Here is a 19049-nt window from a genome sequence, read left to right as displayed (position 1 = left end):
CCGGACTCCCACAATTAGCCAATTACTTCGGGGCGACCACCATGTAAAGATTCCGTCCCTCCATCCTGGGAGGACTCTCAATGTTTCCTGCGCCTTTTAACTCCTCAATAACCTTCTGAATCGCTTTGAACCCAAGCTCTTGATTGGCCATTTCTCGCCCCCGAAACATAACCGTAACTTTGGTCTTATTCCCTTCTTCCAGGAAGTCCCGTATTTGCCTGACTTTCGTCTCCATGTCGTGCTTGTCTGTCCGAGGCCGAAATTTAACTTCCTTAACCTGGGTGGATTTCTGGTTAAGTCGCATGCGATGTTCTTTTTTGCTCTGTTCATACTTAAATTTCCCATAATCCATAATACGGCAGACCGGAGGGTCCGCGGTAGGAGCCACTTCCACCAAGTCATATCCAATTTCCCTCGCCTGCCGAATCGCCTCTGATGTCTTCAGGATTCCAAGCTGTTCACCTTCAGCACCAATAACCCGGACTTCAGGATTTTTGATGAAATGATTAATACGTTGTTTGGGGGTCACCGGACGAGTCATTCGAAAAGTAAAGAACCCTTCTTAACAGACTCGGGCATGTCTTCCCGAATAAGCGTCACCATATCAATAATAGGCATCGTCCCCAAATTTTTCCCGTTCCTTTGTCGTACCGCAATCATTTTTGCTTCAGCTTCACGATCCCCCACGACAATCATGAAAGGGATCTTTGCCTTTTCTGCCTCACGGATTTTAAGGCCAATCTTTTCATTTCGCAAGTCTATGGAGACGCGACAGCCCTCCCGACGAAGATTTTTTTCAACCTCTTGGGCATACCCTTGATGTTTTTCTGAAATTGGGAGGACTATAACTTGAACCGGGGCCAACCAGGCCGGAAAGGCACCCCCAAAATGTTCCAATAGAATCCCAAAAAATCGCTCAATCGATCCGAGTAAGGCCCGGTGAATCATAATGGGTTGATGAGTTTTTCCATCATCACCCACGTAGGTCAGACCAAACCTATCGGGATTATTGAAATCGACCTGAACGGTCGAACATTGCCAGGATCGGCCTAAAGCATCCTGAATTTTGACATCTATTTTAGGCCCGTAAAAGACCCCTTCCCCAGGATCTTCCTGGTAGGTATAGCCGCCGTTTTTCAGCGCAGTTTCCAACGCTAACGTCGCTTGGTCCCATTGGTCGATCGTCCCCACAGCTTTTTCGGGCCGAGTGGAGAGAAACATCTTGAATTCCGTAAATCCAAAAGTTCCCAGCATACTCGTAATAAATTTCAGGACTTTTTCCACCTCTTCACCCAGCTGGTCAGGGCGGCAGAATAAATGAGCATCATCCTGGGTAAAGCCCCGAACTCTCATCAGGCCATGGAGGACTCCGGATCGTTCGTACCGGTAGACCGTTCCCAATTCCCCGTAACGGATAGGCAGATCGCGATAACTGCGCAAATGTGATTTATACACCATGATATGAAACGGGCAATTCATAGGCTTCAACTGATATTCACTGGACTCCACAGACATGGTGGCGAACATATTTTCTTTGTAGAAATCCACATGCCCGCTGGTTTTCCATAAATCCAACCGAGCAACATGTGGCGAATAGACCAACTCATACTCGTTGGCCAAATGTTGTTCCCGCCAAAAATTTTCAATCAGCAGACGGATCTGTGCCCCTTTGGGATGCCATAAAATAAGACCTGGACCGGTTTCGTCCTGGATGCTAAATAAATCGAGGTCTTTCCCAAGCTTTCTATGGTCCCGACGCTTGATCTCCTCTAAATTGTCCAAATGAGCCTGTAAGGCTTCTTTTGAAGGAAAGGAGGTGCCATAGAGCCGTTGCAGCATGGGATTTCGTTCGTCCCCCCGCCAATAGGCTCCTGCACTATTCAGGAGTTTGAATGCTTTGACATAGCCAGTGGCTGGCAGATGGGGGCCACGGCAGAGATCGACGAAATCCCCTTGAGTATAAGCGGACACCGGCTCTCCATCAGGAAACCCCTGAATGAGTTCTACTTTATAGGGTTCACCACGACTTTTGAAAAATTCTATCGCCTCTTCCTTGGAGAACTCACGTCTTGAAACCGAAAGGTTACGTTTGATGATTTCCAAAGCTCGAGCTTCGATTTTTTCCAGATCTTCAGGCGTGAACGGGCGTTCATAGGCAAAGTCATAAAAGAAGCCCTCTTCGATGGCCGGACCAATGGTCAATTGTGCCGTAGGAAAACACTCCTTCACCGCCTGGGCCATGATATGCGTGCTACTGTGACGATAAATTTCCTTGCCTTCCGGTGAATCGAACATCAACGGCTGCAAGGTTGAATCGGTTTCAAGGGAGGCCAGAAGGTCTATTTCCACACCATTAGCCTTAACGGCAAACACATCCTTAGGAACTGCTCCCTTCAGTTGTTCTATTGCGGCCTTCGCCGAGATCCCTTTGGGAAGGGCCTGACTACTTTCGCCTTTCAGTGATACCTGAATAGATTCCATTAGAGTACAAACACCAAATAATACAAAATTCTACATTCCGTGATGGAACGCAAGAAAAGGCACCACTCCTATGAAAGAAGCTGGATACCTGTCAGGCTTTGTTGGAGAAAGATCAATGGTAGGCGCGGGCGGTATTGAACCGCCGACCTCTACCGTGTCAAGGTAGCGCTCTCCCCCTGAGCTACGCGCCTATATTCTTACCGGCCATATGCTAGACTGCATTGGTGGTCTTGTCAAGAAATGGTTATTTTTCAAGGGGAAAAGGAAAGGTTATCCAGCAGAGTCCGATTCCGGCTTCTTGCGTTTTCCGGCAAAAGATTCCTTTACCTGACTAACGGAAATTTGAAACTCTGTAATTTTTTTTCTGAGTGTATTCCGATTGAGGCCCAGAAGCCTGGCTGCTTTAATCTGATTGCCATGCGTTTCCCTTAAAGCGAGCTCAATCAAGGGCCGTTCAACAGCTCTCATTAAAGTGGGATAGAGATTTTTCCCTGAACCGACATTCATCGCTCGAACAAAATCCCCCAACTTTTTTTCCACATAACTGGCCAGGCTCACATCTTTCGGATCAATAGCCGCCTCTTCCGAGGGTTGATCTCCCATGACCTGCCGGATCTGATTCATGGTACTCCAGGCGGGCAGGGGTCCGGCATAAATAAATGTTTTCGACAAATTCAATTGGCCATTCAATGCCGACAAGGCAGGAAAAAATTTCTTCCCGGACTCATCCAGAATCACTCCGGTAAATTGTTGAGAACGCATCGCCGCTTCCAAGGAGGAACAGTCATCCAACACCGTAATGGTGTTCTGAAGATCTGGACCTTGAACCCGGGACTTGAGATCGGGATCTTGGGTTAGCAGAGCAAACCGTATGTGAGAAGAGTTAAAGGGCACGGTATTTTGGTCAGGTGAAATGCAAACGAGGATTATGTCGGAACATTATTTAAAAATCAATTGAGGTCTATCTTCTGGGTTGGGAAGATCAATCAATTCCAAAAAGTGGACCCAACATACGTAATGTACCCCAAATCAACATGCCTCCAATCACATCCAACAACAATCCCGCTTGCACCATTCGGAGAACCGGAATCCTGCCCGTTCCATAGACAATGGCATTCGGGGGGGTAGAAACAGGCAGCACAAATGCCAGGCTTGCAGCCATACAGGCACCCAGCACTGGAGGGACAGGAGAAAAATTGGCCGTGTGGGCAATGGCGATGAGCACCGGCACAATCATGCTGGTCGCTGCGGTATTTGATGCAAGTTCCGTGAGAACCAGGGCTGTAAGAATAGCCACACCCGTTAAACCCCAGATCGACTGAATGCCAAACATATTCACCATACCCTGCCCGATCGCTTTCGCCAATTCAGTTTCGACCATCAACTCGCCAAAGGCGATACCTCCCCCGAATAACAGGATGGTTCCCCAATGAATATTGGCGGCTTCTTTCCAGGTTAAGGTGAATTTCCCCTGTCGAAAATTCAAGGGCAGAAGAAACAAAAGCCCGGAGGCAAAAATAGGCACCAACTCTTTCGGCAAATGAGCACGAACCCATTGCACGACCACATGATCACCTTCAAACCATATTGAGAGTAAGGCCGGGAGGATCCACAACATGACCGCCAACACAAAGACCGCAAATGTATATTGCTCCCCACGTGACCAAGGCAGTGGTGCCGAAATCTTGAGAATAGGAGATTCTTCGTGAAAAGACGAGGAAGAAGGGGGCGGATGCAACCAATATAAAAGAGTGAACATCACAAGCAGCATCACACAGGCCAACGGCAACCCAATCAGCATCCATCGGTCAAACGAAATGGTAATATGGGCCTGCTGGGCTAATAAGCCCACCCCGATTAAATTCGGCGCGGTGCCAATAAGAGTGGCCACTCCCCCAATACCAGCGCCATAAGCCAGGCAAAGCAAAAACCCGGTGTCAAAGGTCCCCATATTAGGATAACCTTGTCGAAGTGCACGTAACACTCCGAGCGCAATGGGTAACATGACCGCCGTTGCCGCAGTATTGCTAATCCACATGGACAAGCCGGCTACTGCCAAACCCATGGCCATCATGATACGAATAGGGTTAGAGCCCACGCACTTACGTGACAAAAGCCAGTTGCCAAACCGGCGGTCCAACCCATGAACGGATAGGGCCTCAGAAATAAAAAAACTACCAATAAACAGGAAAATGATGGGGTGAGCAAAGGCAGAAAACACGGTGTGCATCGTCCCCAATCCGGCAACCACACACAGTCCACAGCCCAGCAAAGCGGTAATGGGCAGAGGAATAGGCTCGGTAATCCACATCACCACCACCCAGGTCAAAATTGTTGCCAGAATTCTCGCAGATTCGGGCAATGATTCGGGAAGCAGCACAAACATCAACCCGGCAAGGAGGGGGCCGGCAAAAAGACCAAATTGATGCGTAGGAATGGCGGTTTGTGAACCTGGACCAGATTGGCTCATGCAGCTCTTGGGATGGACGCGATCAAACTTAGGAAGTCCGGTAGGCCTAGAGACCTCGACCGTATATCCTCTTTTCCGTGTATGCCTAAATGGCCTTGTCGGGTAACCTCTCTAGGATTTGGAAGTATGCAGCAGGTATCATACAGAAGTCAGGATATGTGAGATAGAGACCTCATGAAAGGATTCAACGATTTATCATTATGCACTCAAAAATTCATACCCTCGATAGTCTATTACAACGAATTACCATTCATCAGCAGGCGGGAGAATCCATTGTCTTTACGAATGGGTGTTTTGACTTGCTTCATATAGGACATACGCGATATCTGGCAGAAGCCAAGGAGTTGGGAGATCGATTAGTGGTCGGAGTGAATAGCGACAGTTCAGTTCGTCAACTGGGTAAGGGGACAAATCGGCCAATCCAAAGCGATGCTCAGCGAGCAGAGGTCATTGCCGCATTAGGGTGCGTAGATTACGTGATACTATTTGATGAGCCGGATCCCTTGAATCTCATTAAAGCGATCCAACCCAATGTCCTTGTGAAAGGTGGAGATTGGAATCCGGAACGAATAGTCGGAAAAGATTTTATTGAGGAACGGGGAGGATTTGTGAGAACAATTCCACTTGTCTCAGATGTTTCTACCACCGCGATTATTGAACGGATTCTTACCACGCAGGGAATAAACCCATCCTCCTAGTCAGCACGCAGATAAACATTTTCGTGGTGTATTTCAGATCATGAACATCCCTTTCGTCTTCCATCATTTTGCAAACCAGCTGCGAACGGTCGTTCCAGCGATCCCGGAACGTACACCCCCGCCCTGTTTACTGAGCACACAACAGGCCTGCCTCGCCCTGGCCATGACCCTGTTCACCCTTCCGGAGAAAAAGACGGCCGGCATTGAGGGCCACACACACCTCATCATCACGCCAACGCAAGAACAAGCCGAAGAATTATATGAAGACCTGGAATTTTTCTTCTCGTTCATCAGGCGAGATCACGAGACACTGGCATTATTCCCACCATGGGCCACCATTCCCTATAATCCTGCACTGCCGTCCCACAGCGTCATCTGCCAGCGCGTCCGATCTCTCCACCGGTTGTCCCGGGGTGAGAGCACCGTCATGGTGACCTCACTACCCGCCATATTGCATAAACTGCTTCCGCCGGAGGTCTTCGCTGAAGCATGTTTTTCCCTCAAGATCGGCGAGACGTGCGAGCGTGAGGTGCTTCTTCGTTCATTAATCCGGTTAGGGTATGAACGTGGATCGTTGGCTGAAGTCCCCGGTGAATTCAGCGTACGTGGCGGTATCGTGGATATTTTCTCCACAGCTCAGGACCATCCCGTCCGTGTTGAATTTCTTGGGGATACGGTCGAATCCATCAGGACGTTTGATCCCTCAACTCAAGAATCCATCACCCATCTCAAAGAAACCTGGGTCCTACCCACTCGGGAGTTCATTCCTCCAGATTCCGGCCAACCGGATAGCGCTATCGAACACATTCAGGCAAGCATTGAATGGGATCTTCCCCGGTATTATCCCAAACTTGTCACATTGTTTGATTACATTCACACGCCCGTCACCGTCTCTTTCTACCGCCCGGTTGATCTGGATGCTGCGGCAGTGCAATTTTGGAATGCGTTACTCGAAACATGGGAACAGCTCCAGCCCGGCCCGGGGGGCGTCGCTGCCCATGCTGACCCCGATCAACTCTATGAGATGTGGGAGACCATTAAAACCTATACCAGCATGTGTCCGACGGTTTGGTGGGATAGCGTGGCTCCTGATACCAGCACCATGCCGTGTGTGCCTGTTTCCTTACAGGCCCAGTCTCCCAGTAGTGTCGGGGTAGGCATTCGCGGACTTCCCTTTAAGGAAACCCTTTCCAAACTGGACCAATTGCGAGCGGACTCCGAGATTTTTTTTGTCGCTCGCAGTCCAGGACAGGTGGAACGCCTGCTGTCCTTATTGCATGACCACGGCTTCCCAGCCAACAAGTGGGAATACCCCTTCCCTCAACTAGTCCCAGATGTTCGTGCCCCATTTTACTGTCTTGAAGGAGACCTCTCAGCAGGGTTCCTTTCACCTGATGGACATATCGCGTTCGTCACCGAGGAAGAATTATTTGGGAAAGGCATCCGGCACCGTCCCCACACCAAATCACCTACTGCCAAATTTTTCTCGTCGTTGGAGGATCTAAAAGAAGGCGATCTCGTCGTCCATCTCCAACATGGGATTGGCCGGTATCTGGGTTTGCGCCGTTTGGAGGTGCAGGGCTATACCAGTGATTATTTGCTGTTGCAATTCGGTGGAACCGACACCCTGTATGTTCCCCTGGACCGCCTGAACCACATCCACCGGTATCGGGGAGCAGAACAACGGTCTCCCAGATTGGATCGGCTGGGAGGTACGGCTTGGGGCAAAACCAAGGCGAAAATCAAAAAGGGCATCGAGGACATGACCGAGGAACTCGTTGAACTCTATGCCAACCGGGAAGTCGCCAGACGAACGGCGTATCAGGAGGACACTCTCCTGGTGCATGAATTTGAAGCTGGGTTTGAATATGAAGAAACGCCTGACCAACTTCGAGCCATTGAAGAAATAGGACGAGACATGGAATCCCCGAAACCCATGGACCGCCTGGTCTGTGGAGACGTGGGATACGGCAAAACAGAGGTCGCCATGCGTGCAGCCTTTAAGGCGATCCAGGCCAACCGGCAGGTGGCCGTCCTGGTTCCCACGACCTTACTGGCTCAACAACACTTTGAAAACTTCTCGTTACGGTTTGCCCCGTTCCCGGTCAAAATCGGTATTTTATCGCGGTTTCAATCTGCCAATGAGATCAAAGCGACATTGAAAGACGTGGCTGCCGGCGTGATCGACATTGTGATCGGGACGCATCGGGTCGTGCAAAAAGATGTCGTCTTTAAACAATTGGGCTTGGTGATTATCGATGAAGAACAATGGTTTGGCGTCCGCCATAAAGAACGTCTGAAACAACTCCGGACCCAGGTCGATGTGCTCACGCTTTCCGCGACCCCAATCCCTCGAACTCTGCAAATGGCTTTTTCAGGAGTGAGAGACTTATCCGTCATTGAGACCGCACCTCCAGGTCGTTTGGCGGTGGAAACACAGGTTCTCCGGTTTGATCCGACTGTGGTACGAGAGGCCATCACACGGGAACTCGCCCGGGGAGGGCAGGTGTACTACGTGCACAATCGGGTTGAAACCATGGAGCAAACCGGAGCCTGGTTACAAGATCTGGTTCCGGAAGCACGGGTATTGATGGCGCATGGCCAAATGAATGAACAATTGTTGGAACGTGTGATGTTACGATTTTTTCACCAGGAAGCCGATGTCCTGCTGGCCTCTGCCATCATTCAATCAGGATTGGATATTCCAAGCGCGAACACCATCCTGGTTGATCGAGCGGATTTATTCGGGCTTTCCCAACTGTATCAACTTCGCGGACGTGTGGGGCGAAGCGGGCAACAAGCTTTTGCCTATCTCTTCATTCCAAACGAGGAAACCCTGAGTACCGACGCACAAAAACGCATGAACGCCATTCAAGAATTTGCCGAACTTGGGTCCGGGTTCAGGATCGCGGCCGCTGACCTTGAAATCCGTGGAGCGGGAAATTTACTCGGGAAACAACAGTCCGGCAATATCGCCGCCGTCGGATTGGACCTGTACTTACAAATGGTGGAGCAGGCTGTTCAGCAGCTTAAGGGCCAGGAAGTGGAGGAAGAATGGGAACCCACTCTTCAACTTGATGTCTCAGCCTTCATTCCCGAAGACTATGTGGAAGATGCCTCTCAGCGGCTTGGACTCTATAAACGATTATCCGGGAGTGAACGGTTAGGGGATTTGGCCTTATTATATGGGGAAACGCTCGACCGCTTTGGATCGCCACCTACCGCCATGGAACGCCTATTTGAAGTCATGCAAATCAAAGTATTAGCCAAGGCCCTTCAACTCGAGTACGTCGAAGTCCGTGGCGGACTCATGAACGTGCGCTTTCATGAACGGGCCAAACTTCCGGAACAGGGAATTCGTGCTTTGATGGACAGCTGGAAAGATCGTCTGGACTGTCTTTCTCCTCGTGCCTATCGCTTGACTCTTCCCGAACAGGATTGGGCCTCCATGTACCCCAGGGCCAATACGATATTACAAGAACTCTATCAGTCGATGGCCAAAGAGGAAGTGAAACGCTGACATGAAGGGCGTGCGCGAATGCCTGAAAGGCTGCTCTTCACACACGTTTCTCATCTGGGTAGTGGCATGCCTTCTCTTCTTTCCCGGCGTAGGCCTGAGTCTGACCGACCGGATTATTGCGGTGGTGAATAAAGAGGTGATTACCTGGTCCGATCTGGATAAGGAAATACGGGACGAGTACAAGCGCTTGACCGCCAAATATCACGGAGAAGAACTGGACCGCCGATACCACCAAAAACAACGAGAAGTCCTAAATAGACTTATCGATGATCGGCTCCAAATTCAAGAAGCCCAAGCCAGGGGGGTCACCGTCACCCAGGACGAGATTGATGCCGCTTTACAGCGAACCCCTCTGCCACCTACCCAAACCGAAGAAGAATTCGCCCATCAAATGCTCCTGAAAAAACTTTATGACTTCGAGGTTCGCCGAAACGTCGTTGTCGAGGAGGAGGAAATTAAACGGTTCTATGACGCCAACCCAACTCTATTTCTCACATCCCCACACTACCGACTCAAGCAATGCCTGATAGCCGGAAAAGAAGGATTTGAACGCGAGCGAGCAAGAAAGAAAGCCCAAACCATGTATGCCGCATGGACTCCGACTACCTCGTTAGAGGACCTCGCCACCAGTCATTTCGAGCAAGTGGGTGAATTGGGATGGGTGCGGGAAAACGAGTTATTGGCCCCTCTGAAGCAGGTAGTCAAGGAACTGAAACCGGGACACATCTCGGCCCCCATTGAAACCCTCTTAGGATTTCACCTCGTCCTGGTGGAAGAAATTCAGCAACCCCAACCGCTCCCCCTTGAAGCCGTGGAACGAGATATCCGTGGATTGCTGACTAAACAGCGATCCGAGGAAGCGTATCGGAATTGGCTGGCCGATATAAAACAAAAAGCCTTCATCGATGTGAGGCTTAAATAGAGAGGTTCATTTCACCCCTGCTGGCCCAAGACCTTCTTCCATCACGAATCCCTCTCATTCTCCATCCTACACCTGGTCAAAGCGCCGATAGGTCTTTTGGGCCAGATTGTAAATCTCAATAAACCCTGCAGACGCATTCTGGTTGAAACTCGCATCCTTATTAAACGTGGCCAAATTGGCATCAAATAAAGAATAGGGAGATTTCATCGCGACCACATCGGCTTTTCCTTTAAACAGCTTTACTTTCACCGTTCCCCTCACACGCTGGTTGGCGGAATCCTGGAAAGCATGGATGGCATCCATTGACGGATCAAACCATTTGGCCCCATAACAGGTGTACGCCCACTTTTCATCAATGAATTTTTTCAGTTCGTTTAAGTCACGGGTATTGACAAGTTTTTCCAGATTAAAATGCGCTTTGATGAGGATTTCCGCTCCAGGAGCTTCATAGACGCCACGAACCTTCAATCCGACTAAACGGTCCTCCGTTAAATGCACAATGCCTACCCCATGCCTTGCCCCTACAGCATTGGCGCGTTCAATGACCCGGCAAAGGGAAAGCTCTTCACCATTGATTGAACAAGGGATTCCTTTGTTGAACCCAACTTCGACAATTTCCGGTTCATCCGGTGCCTGTTCCGGGGGAATGCACACCTGCAGAAATTTTCGTAAATCAGGAATGCAGGCCGGGTCCTCAATATCCCCTCCCTCATTAGTGGAGCCCCACATATTGTCATCATGCGAATACAGGTACTCTTTAGTTTGCTTAATGGGGATATCGTGTTGTTTGGCATAATCAATCTGTTCATCCCGGCCCATACTCCATTCACGAACCGGAGCAATCACTTTCATCGTGGCATCCAATGTCGTGATGTAATTTTCAAAGCGAACCTGGTCATTCCCCTTTCCCGTTGAGCCGTGAGCAATGACTTTGATTCCCCGCTCCTTGGCCACGCGAACGGCAATTTCCGAAAGCGTTACCCGGGCTAGGGGAGTCGAGAGAGGATATCCCCCCTGGTAATCCGCATTGGCCTTAATGGCCCGAGACAGCAGTGTTTCAGCAAATTCTTCCCTGGCGTCAATGACCACCGCCTCCTCAGCACCCAGTTTGATCGCCTTCGCTTTGACCGCTTCAAGATCCTCATGTAATTGGCCTACATCGACTGTCAGTGCCACAATGGAACAGGCATAGGCTTCCTGAATCCATTTAAGCATAATGGAGGTATCCAGTCCTCCCGAGTACAGTAAAACACACTTATCAAACGTTCCCTTTTTGGCTTCGTGAGATGCAATTTTCTGATACGTGATTTTTGATTCCATGCCGTGTTCACCTAAAATAAGGTTGTGTACATTTATTGAGCCCTCACCATGTGTCAACCGCAAGAGCTCGCTTTTTTATTGAATAATAACCCAAGAAGATGAAGGAATTCGATGCTAGACGGTGACATAGCGATCGACCACGGCGGCACCTACCGCATCACCCCAGACATTCACTGCGGTTCGAAACCGATCGATCAACCAGTCAATGGCCAAGAGGAGTCCGAGCCCCTCGAGTGGAAGCCCGACAGCTTGAAAGACCACAACCATCGTTACAAGCCCAGCTTCAGGAATCCCTGCAGCGCCAATGGCAGACACGGTCGCCACCACAAACAGGACAATAAGCGCCCCTCCACTTAATTCAATCCCCCAGGCTTGCGCGATAAACACTGCGGCTACGGCTTCATACAACGCGGATCCATCCATATTGACCGTCGCACCGACTGGAAGAACAAACCGACTTGATCGACTGCTCACCCCGGCACTTTCGACCCCCTCCATTGTCAGAGGCAAGGTCGCAGACGAACTCGCGGTCGCAAACGCACTCGTCAGAGCTGCACCAAGAGCACGCACATATGTCAAAGGATTCCGTTGACCTCCAAAATGCAAGATGAACCCCAGAATAATTCCTGCATGGATGGCCAATCCCAGTAGCACGGTGATCGTGAATAACCCTAAACCAACTAACAGCGCGACAATACCGTCAATTCCACCGGCATTTGCTAAGCGCCCTGCCACCAAGCCAAACACGCCAATGGGACCGATCCACATCACAAGGTGAACCAGCTTCATGATCGCCCCAAACACCCCTTCGAAAAACTTGAGCACTAATGTACCATTTTCCCCGACCGTCGTCAGGGCCGCCCCGAATGCCAAAGAAAAGATGACCAATGGCAATAATTCACCCTGCGAAGCTGCCGCGAATAAATTCGGGGAAAAGATTCCCTTTATGAGGTCGAGCCATCCGATGTTCACCGCCGCCTCAACTCCGGAAGGGGTCATCGCCGCAGCAATATCGGCTCCCGCTCCAGGTTTAATGAGACTGACCAGGATCATTCCCAGCCCAATGGCCATACCGGAAGTAATTAAATAGTAGGTGACCGTCACTCCTCCTAATTTTCCCAACTGGCGAATATCACCCAGGGATCCAACGCCCTGGATTATCGAAGCCACAATCAAGGGCACCACCAGCATCCGCAACATCCGGATCCAGAGCTCACCCAGAATTTCCACATGGCGAGCGACTTCTGGAGCCAGGGCTCCGAGCACCCCGCCAGCCACCGCACCGGACACCATGAGCCACACGAGTGGACCATGGCCATTTCCACGATCTACAGATAAGGGTTGTTTGGTAATGGGACAAACCTGATTTTAGGGAAGGGAAACGCTACTTGGTCTTTTTGGCTAATTTCTGCCCAGCTACCCCGACACCCAGAGTAGTGGACTTTGTTTGCCTCACAATGTCATCAAAACTATCGAGGGAAATAATGGGCTCAAGCTTCTGATGCAAGTAAATGAGTGCCCTGGATGGTTCCACACCAATCTGCCAACCAAGATCCTGATCAGGCTTCAGTTCTTGAACATAGGCAATGGCCGATGCACTGATAAAGGTCTTTCGTTCCCCTGTGAGGGTTGATTGCCTGACCTGTACAAAAGACATGCTCACCCCTTTCAATCGTAACCGTTCAAAGGTCTACAACCAGGTGAAGGCCTGCCCCCACCCTTCCTTGGCATGTGCGGTCACCTCAGCGATGATTTCGGCCGGAACGGCTTTTGGGTCACCCACCTCCATCTGATTATAATGAAACGCATAAATATGAGCGGCAAAATGCTCGAAGGTTAATGACGATTCTCCCGGAATTTCCCAATGACCGACCACAGACGGTTCAACCCCTCTCCCCCAATTTTGACGGCCCTCATTATTCGGATTGAAGAAATAGACGCGAACCTTCCCTTCTTCATCCTCGGCAACACGCTGGATGGAGACGGCGTGATAACCTAAAAAGACCCCATGCACATTGGTAATAAGGAGACCAACTGGATTCGGATACACCAAATCATGCCCCCCGTCGTATAAAGGATGATGGGTGGCATAAAATAACCGTAAAAATTCCTCATACCCGGAGACCGTCTGGTTAACCATAGTAATTGAAGCCAGACTGGTCGCCACCCACCGACCATACAAAGCCGGGTTCACCCATTTGTGTGGATCTTCACCCCGCAACGCCGCACGCCTCATCTTTTCATCGTAGATACGATCCAGATGCGGTACCAGAATGCGTGATACCGGATCGAGCTTCAAATCAAATTTTCCTTCCGCGACTCCTCCCCCGATTTCTCCGGATAAGATCCGCTGCCCCTCAAAAAGAAATTCAACAGTGTCGTCCCGAGCCGCGCTGGTCAATAATTGGAGCAAATACCCAGGATCATGGAGACTCCAGAGACTCAGGGCACGGGCGCCCTGACAGGTCGGGTTGTTTCCCTGGCCGACTCCCAACGGCTGCCCTAACATGGCAATCGCCCCACCCACAATGGCAGCATTGGCCGTAATCCCAGTCCCGCGGGGCAGATGTTTCTTGGTGACTTGTTGGGCAGTTGAACACAAATCAAGATTAAGCAATTTAGTCAGACCATCAGCGACCTCTGGTCGTGCAAGAAGCATCCGCTCTAACATCTGTTGAAACCCGTAGATGATCCAACTCGTAGCAGGATGAATGGTCAGGCGCATTAACTCAAAGACCTTTTCCCGATACTGTTCCATGTGGGCCTGGCCTACCTCGGTCAAATCCAAGGCAATCGCCAGGATTCCCGTTTCGTCATTCTTGAGGACATGCTGGAGGAACGCGACATGGTATTCGCTGGATAGACCGGTCAGCGTCAACAATTTTCCCACCACCTTGGCCTCATTCTCAATCTCATGTGTGGTGGCTTTAGCCAAAAGATTGCGATAATTCGTGGGAGAGCCCGCTTTCTGGGCCAGTGGTGTGGGAGCGCCCGTGGCCTTGAGGTACCGGTCCAGTCTAGCAGCCAGTTTGGGGTCTGGATCCCCCTGAATGTTTTTGGCTTGCTCAATCATTTTTAATGTGAGGCTTACATCAATAGGACGCTGAGCCACTCGCGCATCAATATCATCAAGAACATGTTCCAGCAACCCTTCCGAGGAAACCTCTTGCTCAATCATGGCTAATATTCTGCGGGCTCGTGCATAGACCTTCGGGCGCAGACGGGACTCCTCGGTCTCACTGCCGTACAGCAAATCAAGATTGAGCCCCATAACCGTCTGTAAAAATGCTTGAGCAAGTTGCGCAGAAAATTTCGGGTGTTGCGAGTCGCCGGCTGCAATGGATAAAACCCGAAGCTCGCTCAGCATTTCTAATGACGAATACTGCCCTTCGGCACGGAGCCCCCCACCCACCAACTCGGCTAGAAGCCGGTCAGGATGTTCCCAGGGTCCGGCATGAAAGACCCCTGCGGAATCAAAACGATGGGCCTGTCCTCTTACGATTTGCAGACCTTCGTCGCTTTCAAACAAATCCGTGGCACGACGAATAACCTCTGGCTGATACTTGGCCTTGGCAAATGGTTCCGCCTGCTCCAAAGCCTCAAGGGCCTGAAGTAACGCTTGTTCTTGACGGGCAGTGGCGTCCATTAATTCAGGCTGAGAAGAGCCTTGGGGGGAATCACTCATAGAAATCATACTCCTCATAACGTTGGACGAGCTCACGCAGGGCTTCCGGATCTTCTCCCGCCAGAAAGACGGTGCCATAATGATTACCGAAACCCACACGCTCTGCCACTTTGGCGGTGACAGGTTCAAACATGGTATGCCGGTCCATATAGGGATGGGCTTCCAATTCTTTTGGAAATTGTAGTTGATGGACGCTGGCTTTTCGAGGATACACCATTAAATTAGCTGCAAAAACTTTATGGTCTTTTTCTTTTGGGAAAAACCGGTCCAATTCTGTTTTAGAGGTATTGGGATCAGAGCATAACAATAAAGCTGCATATGGATTAAAGCCATGGGCACGCTGAATGAGTTCAAAAATATGGCCGCCGGGTACACGGGCCGCCACCTCCCCAAAATGCAACTCCCCCTCCGGATCCAAAAAATATTCCGGATGAATCATACCATTAACGATGCCAAATGCCTTCATAAGTTTTTCAATCGCCTTACGAATCTTTGTCCGGTGTTTGCTGAGCTTCGGCGTTTCCGGCACGATCTGGGAATAGCCCAGATGCACGTACTCGGTAATATTCATAAATTCGATTTTTCCCTTATGGATAAAGGCTTCGACCGAAAATTCCTGACCGGCCAAATGGCTCTCGGCCAGACAAGGAAAGGCATCGTCGGGAAGGGAGATGATGTCTTGTCGACTTCGAACAAACACATGGCCCACACTCCCAGCCGCGGAGAGAGGTTTCAGATGAACCGGTTCCGGCGCTTCCTCTTGCAAGCGAAGTCTAGCCTCATTGATGTCATCAAAAAACGCGAGTGCTTCTTCCCGTGAGCGAATTTCTTCAAAAACCCCGACACGAATGCCGTTCATTTGCGCATTGCGCTTCATCATGGCCTTGTCGCGGAACAGCAGAGCCCGTTGAAAGGCACGTGGATCTTTAAGCAGACGGGTGTTGAGGGACCCGGCCCATTCTACCGTTTCTTCATACAGCGGAACAGCATGACTCACCCCCCGCTCCACCAACTTTTCATAGAGTCGGTCGGAATTCTGATTGTGCACATAAAAGTCCCAGGTCACCACATCCACCCCATCCTCTTTTAATGCGATATCAAAACCCTCCGGTACCACCGCGACGAAGGGGATGTTGTGTTCCTTTGCTGCTTCCATCGTTTCCAAGCTATAGCCGAGCAGAGCCACTGGGGCCCTCTTTCCTATCCGGGCTTTCTTGACCACTGGGGCTTTCTTTTCCATGTCAAATCTCCTTAAGTGGGGGACATATCGAATAAACTCCTCCATGCTGTCGCTGCTAGCAGACAAATGGAGAACCCATCAGCAATGATAATTCGCTCGTTTGGGAGGAAGGACGTGTTAGAACAGATATTGGTACAGCTCAAAACCCTCTTCATGGTAGGGCTTCAACCAACCGCCGCCCCACTCTAAGACTTCGTCACGAGTGGACGCAATACATTCAAAACCGAAACGGCGATAGGAGCGCGTGGCCCAAAAGGCCTTGGGATGGGCAATTAACACCATGCCACGTTTTCCCTCGCGCCGGGCCACATCGCGGACGTGATTGAGTAATTGAGGCCCAAACCCTTTGCCGGTCTGGTGATCATAGACATAGATGTACCCAATATAAAACATGTCTCCGACTGACTGTGTTGATACGATGCCGACCGGCGCATTCCCTTCTCGCCCGATATAAAACTGCCGCCGAGCAAACTCCCGTTCCCCCCAGGATTCATCCACCTCATGCTGTGCCATATCCTTCTCATGAAGAAAGGGTCGATACCAGTCAGCAGAAGATCTGAGGATATTGGCAGCAATAACCATCTCATGACGTTTGGCCGGCTGAATATCCAGCCGCCGATGAATAATTCTCCTACCGGTTCTTCGATGTAGACGTTCCCCTATTTCCGTTTGATTCTGCATCATAAAGATTGATCCTTTGTTTAAATTTGTGCCACGGACTCATGCTCCTAAAGAGCCGAGCCCTAGGATTCTTGCCTATTTCTTATAATTTCTTATAATTGTTTTCAGAGGGAAAATTGGTGTGAGCATCCCCTTATTCACACCGACATTTCACATTGCGTAAGATTTTGAAAATTTCTTACGAAAACTAATGAAGTCTTCATTCCATTTTCGTAAGGTATGAGGGCGCATGGGAAATTACGGCACACCGTATTCACATTGCCTCAACTCATGGTAATCAAGCGCAACCAGTCAAATGGTCTTGGCTCGATCACCGAATTGAATTAAAACCAGTACACCTCACAGAGACATTCAAACCATTCATTTGTAAGGTATGTCTTATGGTCATCCCCAAAATTCATCTATCCATACCTCTTAATACCTACTAACACTTCGCAAGACCTGTTCCAGCAGTTAAATGGTTGATATTTGAAAATTTATTGAATTTTGGGACTGCAATGTCCCTACAATTGGGACACACTTGACTCATTTGCATATTATGAGACAACATTGTCTCAATGCCGGATTCAACTTCTATAGTCATTATGGGTTCCCCGGAGCTGGAACAGGCTTTGAATCGTGAAGGCCTTGGGGTTGTACGGTTGGAAACCCCGGAAAATGTGAAGACCCTGTCGATTGGTTCACAGACCCGCCTGGTTATACTCGACGGTCAACATCTTGGAGACTCCCGGATGTTTGAGATGATGAAGACCATACAAGAACACAGACCCTATCTTGATGTGCTGGTATTTAAGCCGGGCGCCGATGCCGGCTATGTTCATTCTGTCTTGAAAAACGGCGCAGCGGATGTGATTTACGAGGATTCACATGAAAAACTTCATCAAGCCATAGAGGCCATTCAGAACAATCAAAAGTTTTCTCCCGATACCCCGGATTTGCGTGATACACGCAAAAGGGTGGGAAGCTTTGAAGGCATTCTCAGCCGTAACGGAGCCATGTGGGATATTTTTGAAACCATTACCCGCACCGCGAGTTCGGACGCCACAGTGTTAATTGTGGGGGAAACCGGAACGGGTAAAGATTTACTGGCTCGGGCGATTCACCGTCAGTCCGGGCGAACCGGACGATTTGTGGCCGTCAATTGCAGCACGATCAGTCCGGAAATTATTGAATCGGAATTGTTCGGCCATGAACGCGGGGCTTTCACCGGAGCCCATCAACAAAAGCAGGGATTATTTCGGTATGCCGATGGCGGCACCATCCTTCTGGATGAGATTGGGGATATGCCGGTTCAAACTCAACTCAGTCTTTTACGGGTATTGCAGGAACAGACGGTGAGGCCGGTTGGGTCTCATCATGAAGTACCCATTGATGCGCGTGTCATTGCCGCGACCAACGCCTCGTTAGCCAACGCCGTTCAAACCGGCTCCTTTCGCGAAGATCTCTTCTACCGGCTTGACGTCATTCGCTTAGAAGTGCCGCCTTTACGAGAGCGACCGGAGGATATCCTCTATATGTTCGGGCATTTTCTGAAACGCGTCTGTGCCGACTATGGAATGGACTGTCCGGAATTGCACCAATCCTTCATGGATCTGCTCTTAGAGCAGACCTGGCCAGGCAATGTCCGACAATTGGAAAACCTCACGCAACGTCTGGTCTTAAAAGGCCACAACCGTGAATTGACCGGGGAAGATCTGGCTGAGGTGTTGTATTCACAGGATATTCCTGGGTCTTCTTCAGCTCCGACCGCTCTTGAAACAGAAAGCGTGAACCAACCCCTCCAAAGCCAGGGTGATCACACTCCGTCCCTCAATCCGGCCCTCACGCTGGCGGCCTACCTTGAGCCACACCTCGCCACCCTGGAGAAAGAGTATTTGGAAACCGTGCTGTCCAAAAATAGCGGTCGCATTGCCGAGTCAGCCAATCAGGCCGGCATGAGTCGCCGAACGCTCCTGCGCAAGCTCAATGCCTACCACATCGACAAACAAAATTTTCGAAATAAGAATTCAGAATTAAAAGATTGAAGGGAGGA

At 50.1% G+C, this 19049-nt stretch carries 14 protein-coding genes and 1 tRNA gene; 4 read left to right on the top strand and 11 right to left on the bottom strand.

Translation table 11 applies throughout. The annotated features are described in order from the left end of the window. Positions 1-22 precede the first annotated feature (22 nt). The 5 genes from infC to ACWHYD_RS00120 form a co-directional block, all read right to left on the bottom strand. The gene (infC, locus tag ACWHYD_RS00140) at positions 23-541 is read right to left on the bottom strand and encodes a translation initiation factor IF-3 (protein ID WP_376753393.1); all 519 of its coding nucleotides are present in this window, start codon (positions 539-541) and stop codon (positions 23-25) included. Further along, a complete protein-coding gene (thrS, locus tag ACWHYD_RS00135) occupies positions 538-2481 on the bottom strand; it encodes a threonine--tRNA ligase (RefSeq protein ID WP_447963921.1) in 1944 nt (647 codons plus the stop codon). Before thrS ends, infC begins: the two co-directional genes overlap by 4 nt. Before the next feature lie 116 nt (positions 2482-2597). After that, positions 2598-2672: transfer RNA gene (locus ACWHYD_RS00130), tRNA-Val, on the bottom strand. Between the two features lie 79 nt (positions 2673-2751). Next, complete coding sequence (locus tag ACWHYD_RS00125) at positions 2752-3243, bottom strand: helix-turn-helix domain-containing protein (RefSeq protein ID WP_447963920.1); 492 nt, start codon at positions 3241-3243, stop codon at positions 2752-2754. A gap of 220 nt (positions 3244-3463) precedes the next feature. Further along, entirely contained in the window at positions 3464-4951 is a 1488-nt protein-coding gene (locus tag ACWHYD_RS00120) for an SLC13 family permease (RefSeq protein ID WP_447963919.1), read from the bottom strand. A gap of 200 nt (positions 4952-5151) precedes the next feature. Between ACWHYD_RS00120 and rfaE2 the strand changes: the two genes are divergently transcribed. Genes rfaE2 through ACWHYD_RS00105 form a run of 3 tightly spaced genes read left to right on the top strand, consistent with a single transcriptional unit; the run spans position 5152 to position 10091 of the window. Further along, complete coding sequence (rfaE2, locus tag ACWHYD_RS00115) at positions 5152-5649, top strand: D-glycero-beta-D-manno-heptose 1-phosphate adenylyltransferase (RefSeq protein WP_447963918.1); 498 nt, start codon at positions 5152-5154, stop codon at positions 5647-5649. A gap of 40 nt (positions 5650-5689) precedes the next feature. Continuing rightward, positions 5690-9169, top strand: a complete 3480-nt coding sequence (gene mfd / locus ACWHYD_RS00110) for a transcription-repair coupling factor (protein ID WP_447963917.1) — start codon at positions 5690-5692, stop codon at positions 9167-9169. A 1-nt stretch (position 9170) separates the two neighbouring features. Further along, positions 9171-10091 (top strand): peptidylprolyl isomerase, encoded by a 921-nt coding sequence (locus tag ACWHYD_RS00105; RefSeq protein ID WP_447963916.1) that lies wholly within the window; start codon positions 9171-9173, stop codon positions 10089-10091. A 66-nt stretch (positions 10092-10157) separates the two neighbouring features. Here ACWHYD_RS00105 and ACWHYD_RS00100 read toward each other — a convergent pair whose 3' ends face one another. The 6 genes from ACWHYD_RS00100 to ACWHYD_RS00075 form a co-directional block, all read right to left on the bottom strand. After that, positions 10158-11411, bottom strand: coding sequence for an argininosuccinate synthase (locus ACWHYD_RS00100; RefSeq protein ID WP_447963915.1), 1254 nt, complete (start codon positions 11409-11411; stop codon positions 10158-10160). A gap of 114 nt (positions 11412-11525) precedes the next feature. Next, the gene (locus ACWHYD_RS00095; RefSeq protein ID WP_447965908.1) at positions 11526-12704 is read right to left on the bottom strand and encodes a dicarboxylate/amino acid:cation symporter; all 1179 of its coding nucleotides are present in this window, start codon (positions 12702-12704) and stop codon (positions 11526-11528) included. Positions 12705-12795: 91 nt separating this feature from the next. Next, on the bottom strand, positions 12796-13068 hold the full coding sequence (locus ACWHYD_RS00090; protein WP_447963914.1) for a hypothetical protein: 273 nt from the start codon (positions 13066-13068) through the stop codon (positions 12796-12798). Positions 13069-13101: 33 nt separating this feature from the next. Continuing rightward, entirely contained in the window at positions 13102-15096 is a 1995-nt protein-coding gene (locus ACWHYD_RS00085; protein ID WP_447963913.1) for a hypothetical protein, read from the bottom strand. After that, positions 15089-16336 (bottom strand): ATP-grasp domain-containing protein, encoded by a 1248-nt coding sequence (locus ACWHYD_RS00080; protein WP_447963912.1) that lies wholly within the window; start codon positions 16334-16336, stop codon positions 15089-15091. The genes ACWHYD_RS00085 and ACWHYD_RS00080 overlap by 8 nt, the downstream gene beginning before the upstream one ends. Positions 16337-16453: 117 nt before the next feature. Further along, positions 16454-17020 carry a GNAT family N-acetyltransferase gene (locus tag ACWHYD_RS00075; RefSeq protein WP_447963911.1) on the bottom strand — a complete coding sequence of 189 codons (567 nt, stop codon included), beginning with the start codon at positions 17018-17020 and terminating at the stop codon, positions 16454-16456. Between the two features lie 554 nt (positions 17021-17574). Here ACWHYD_RS00075 and ACWHYD_RS00070 point away from each other — a divergent pair. Further along, the gene (locus tag ACWHYD_RS00070) at positions 17575-19041 is read left to right on the top strand and encodes a sigma-54 interaction domain-containing protein (RefSeq protein WP_447963910.1); all 1467 of its coding nucleotides are present in this window, start codon (positions 17575-17577) and stop codon (positions 19039-19041) included. Positions 19042-19049: the final 8 nt, after the last annotated feature.

The organism is Nitrospira sp. Ecomares 2.1, assembly GCF_965152585.1.
The sequence above is the reverse complement of the archived record's forward strand: the minus strand, read 5'-3'. Positions and strand labels throughout refer to the sequence as shown.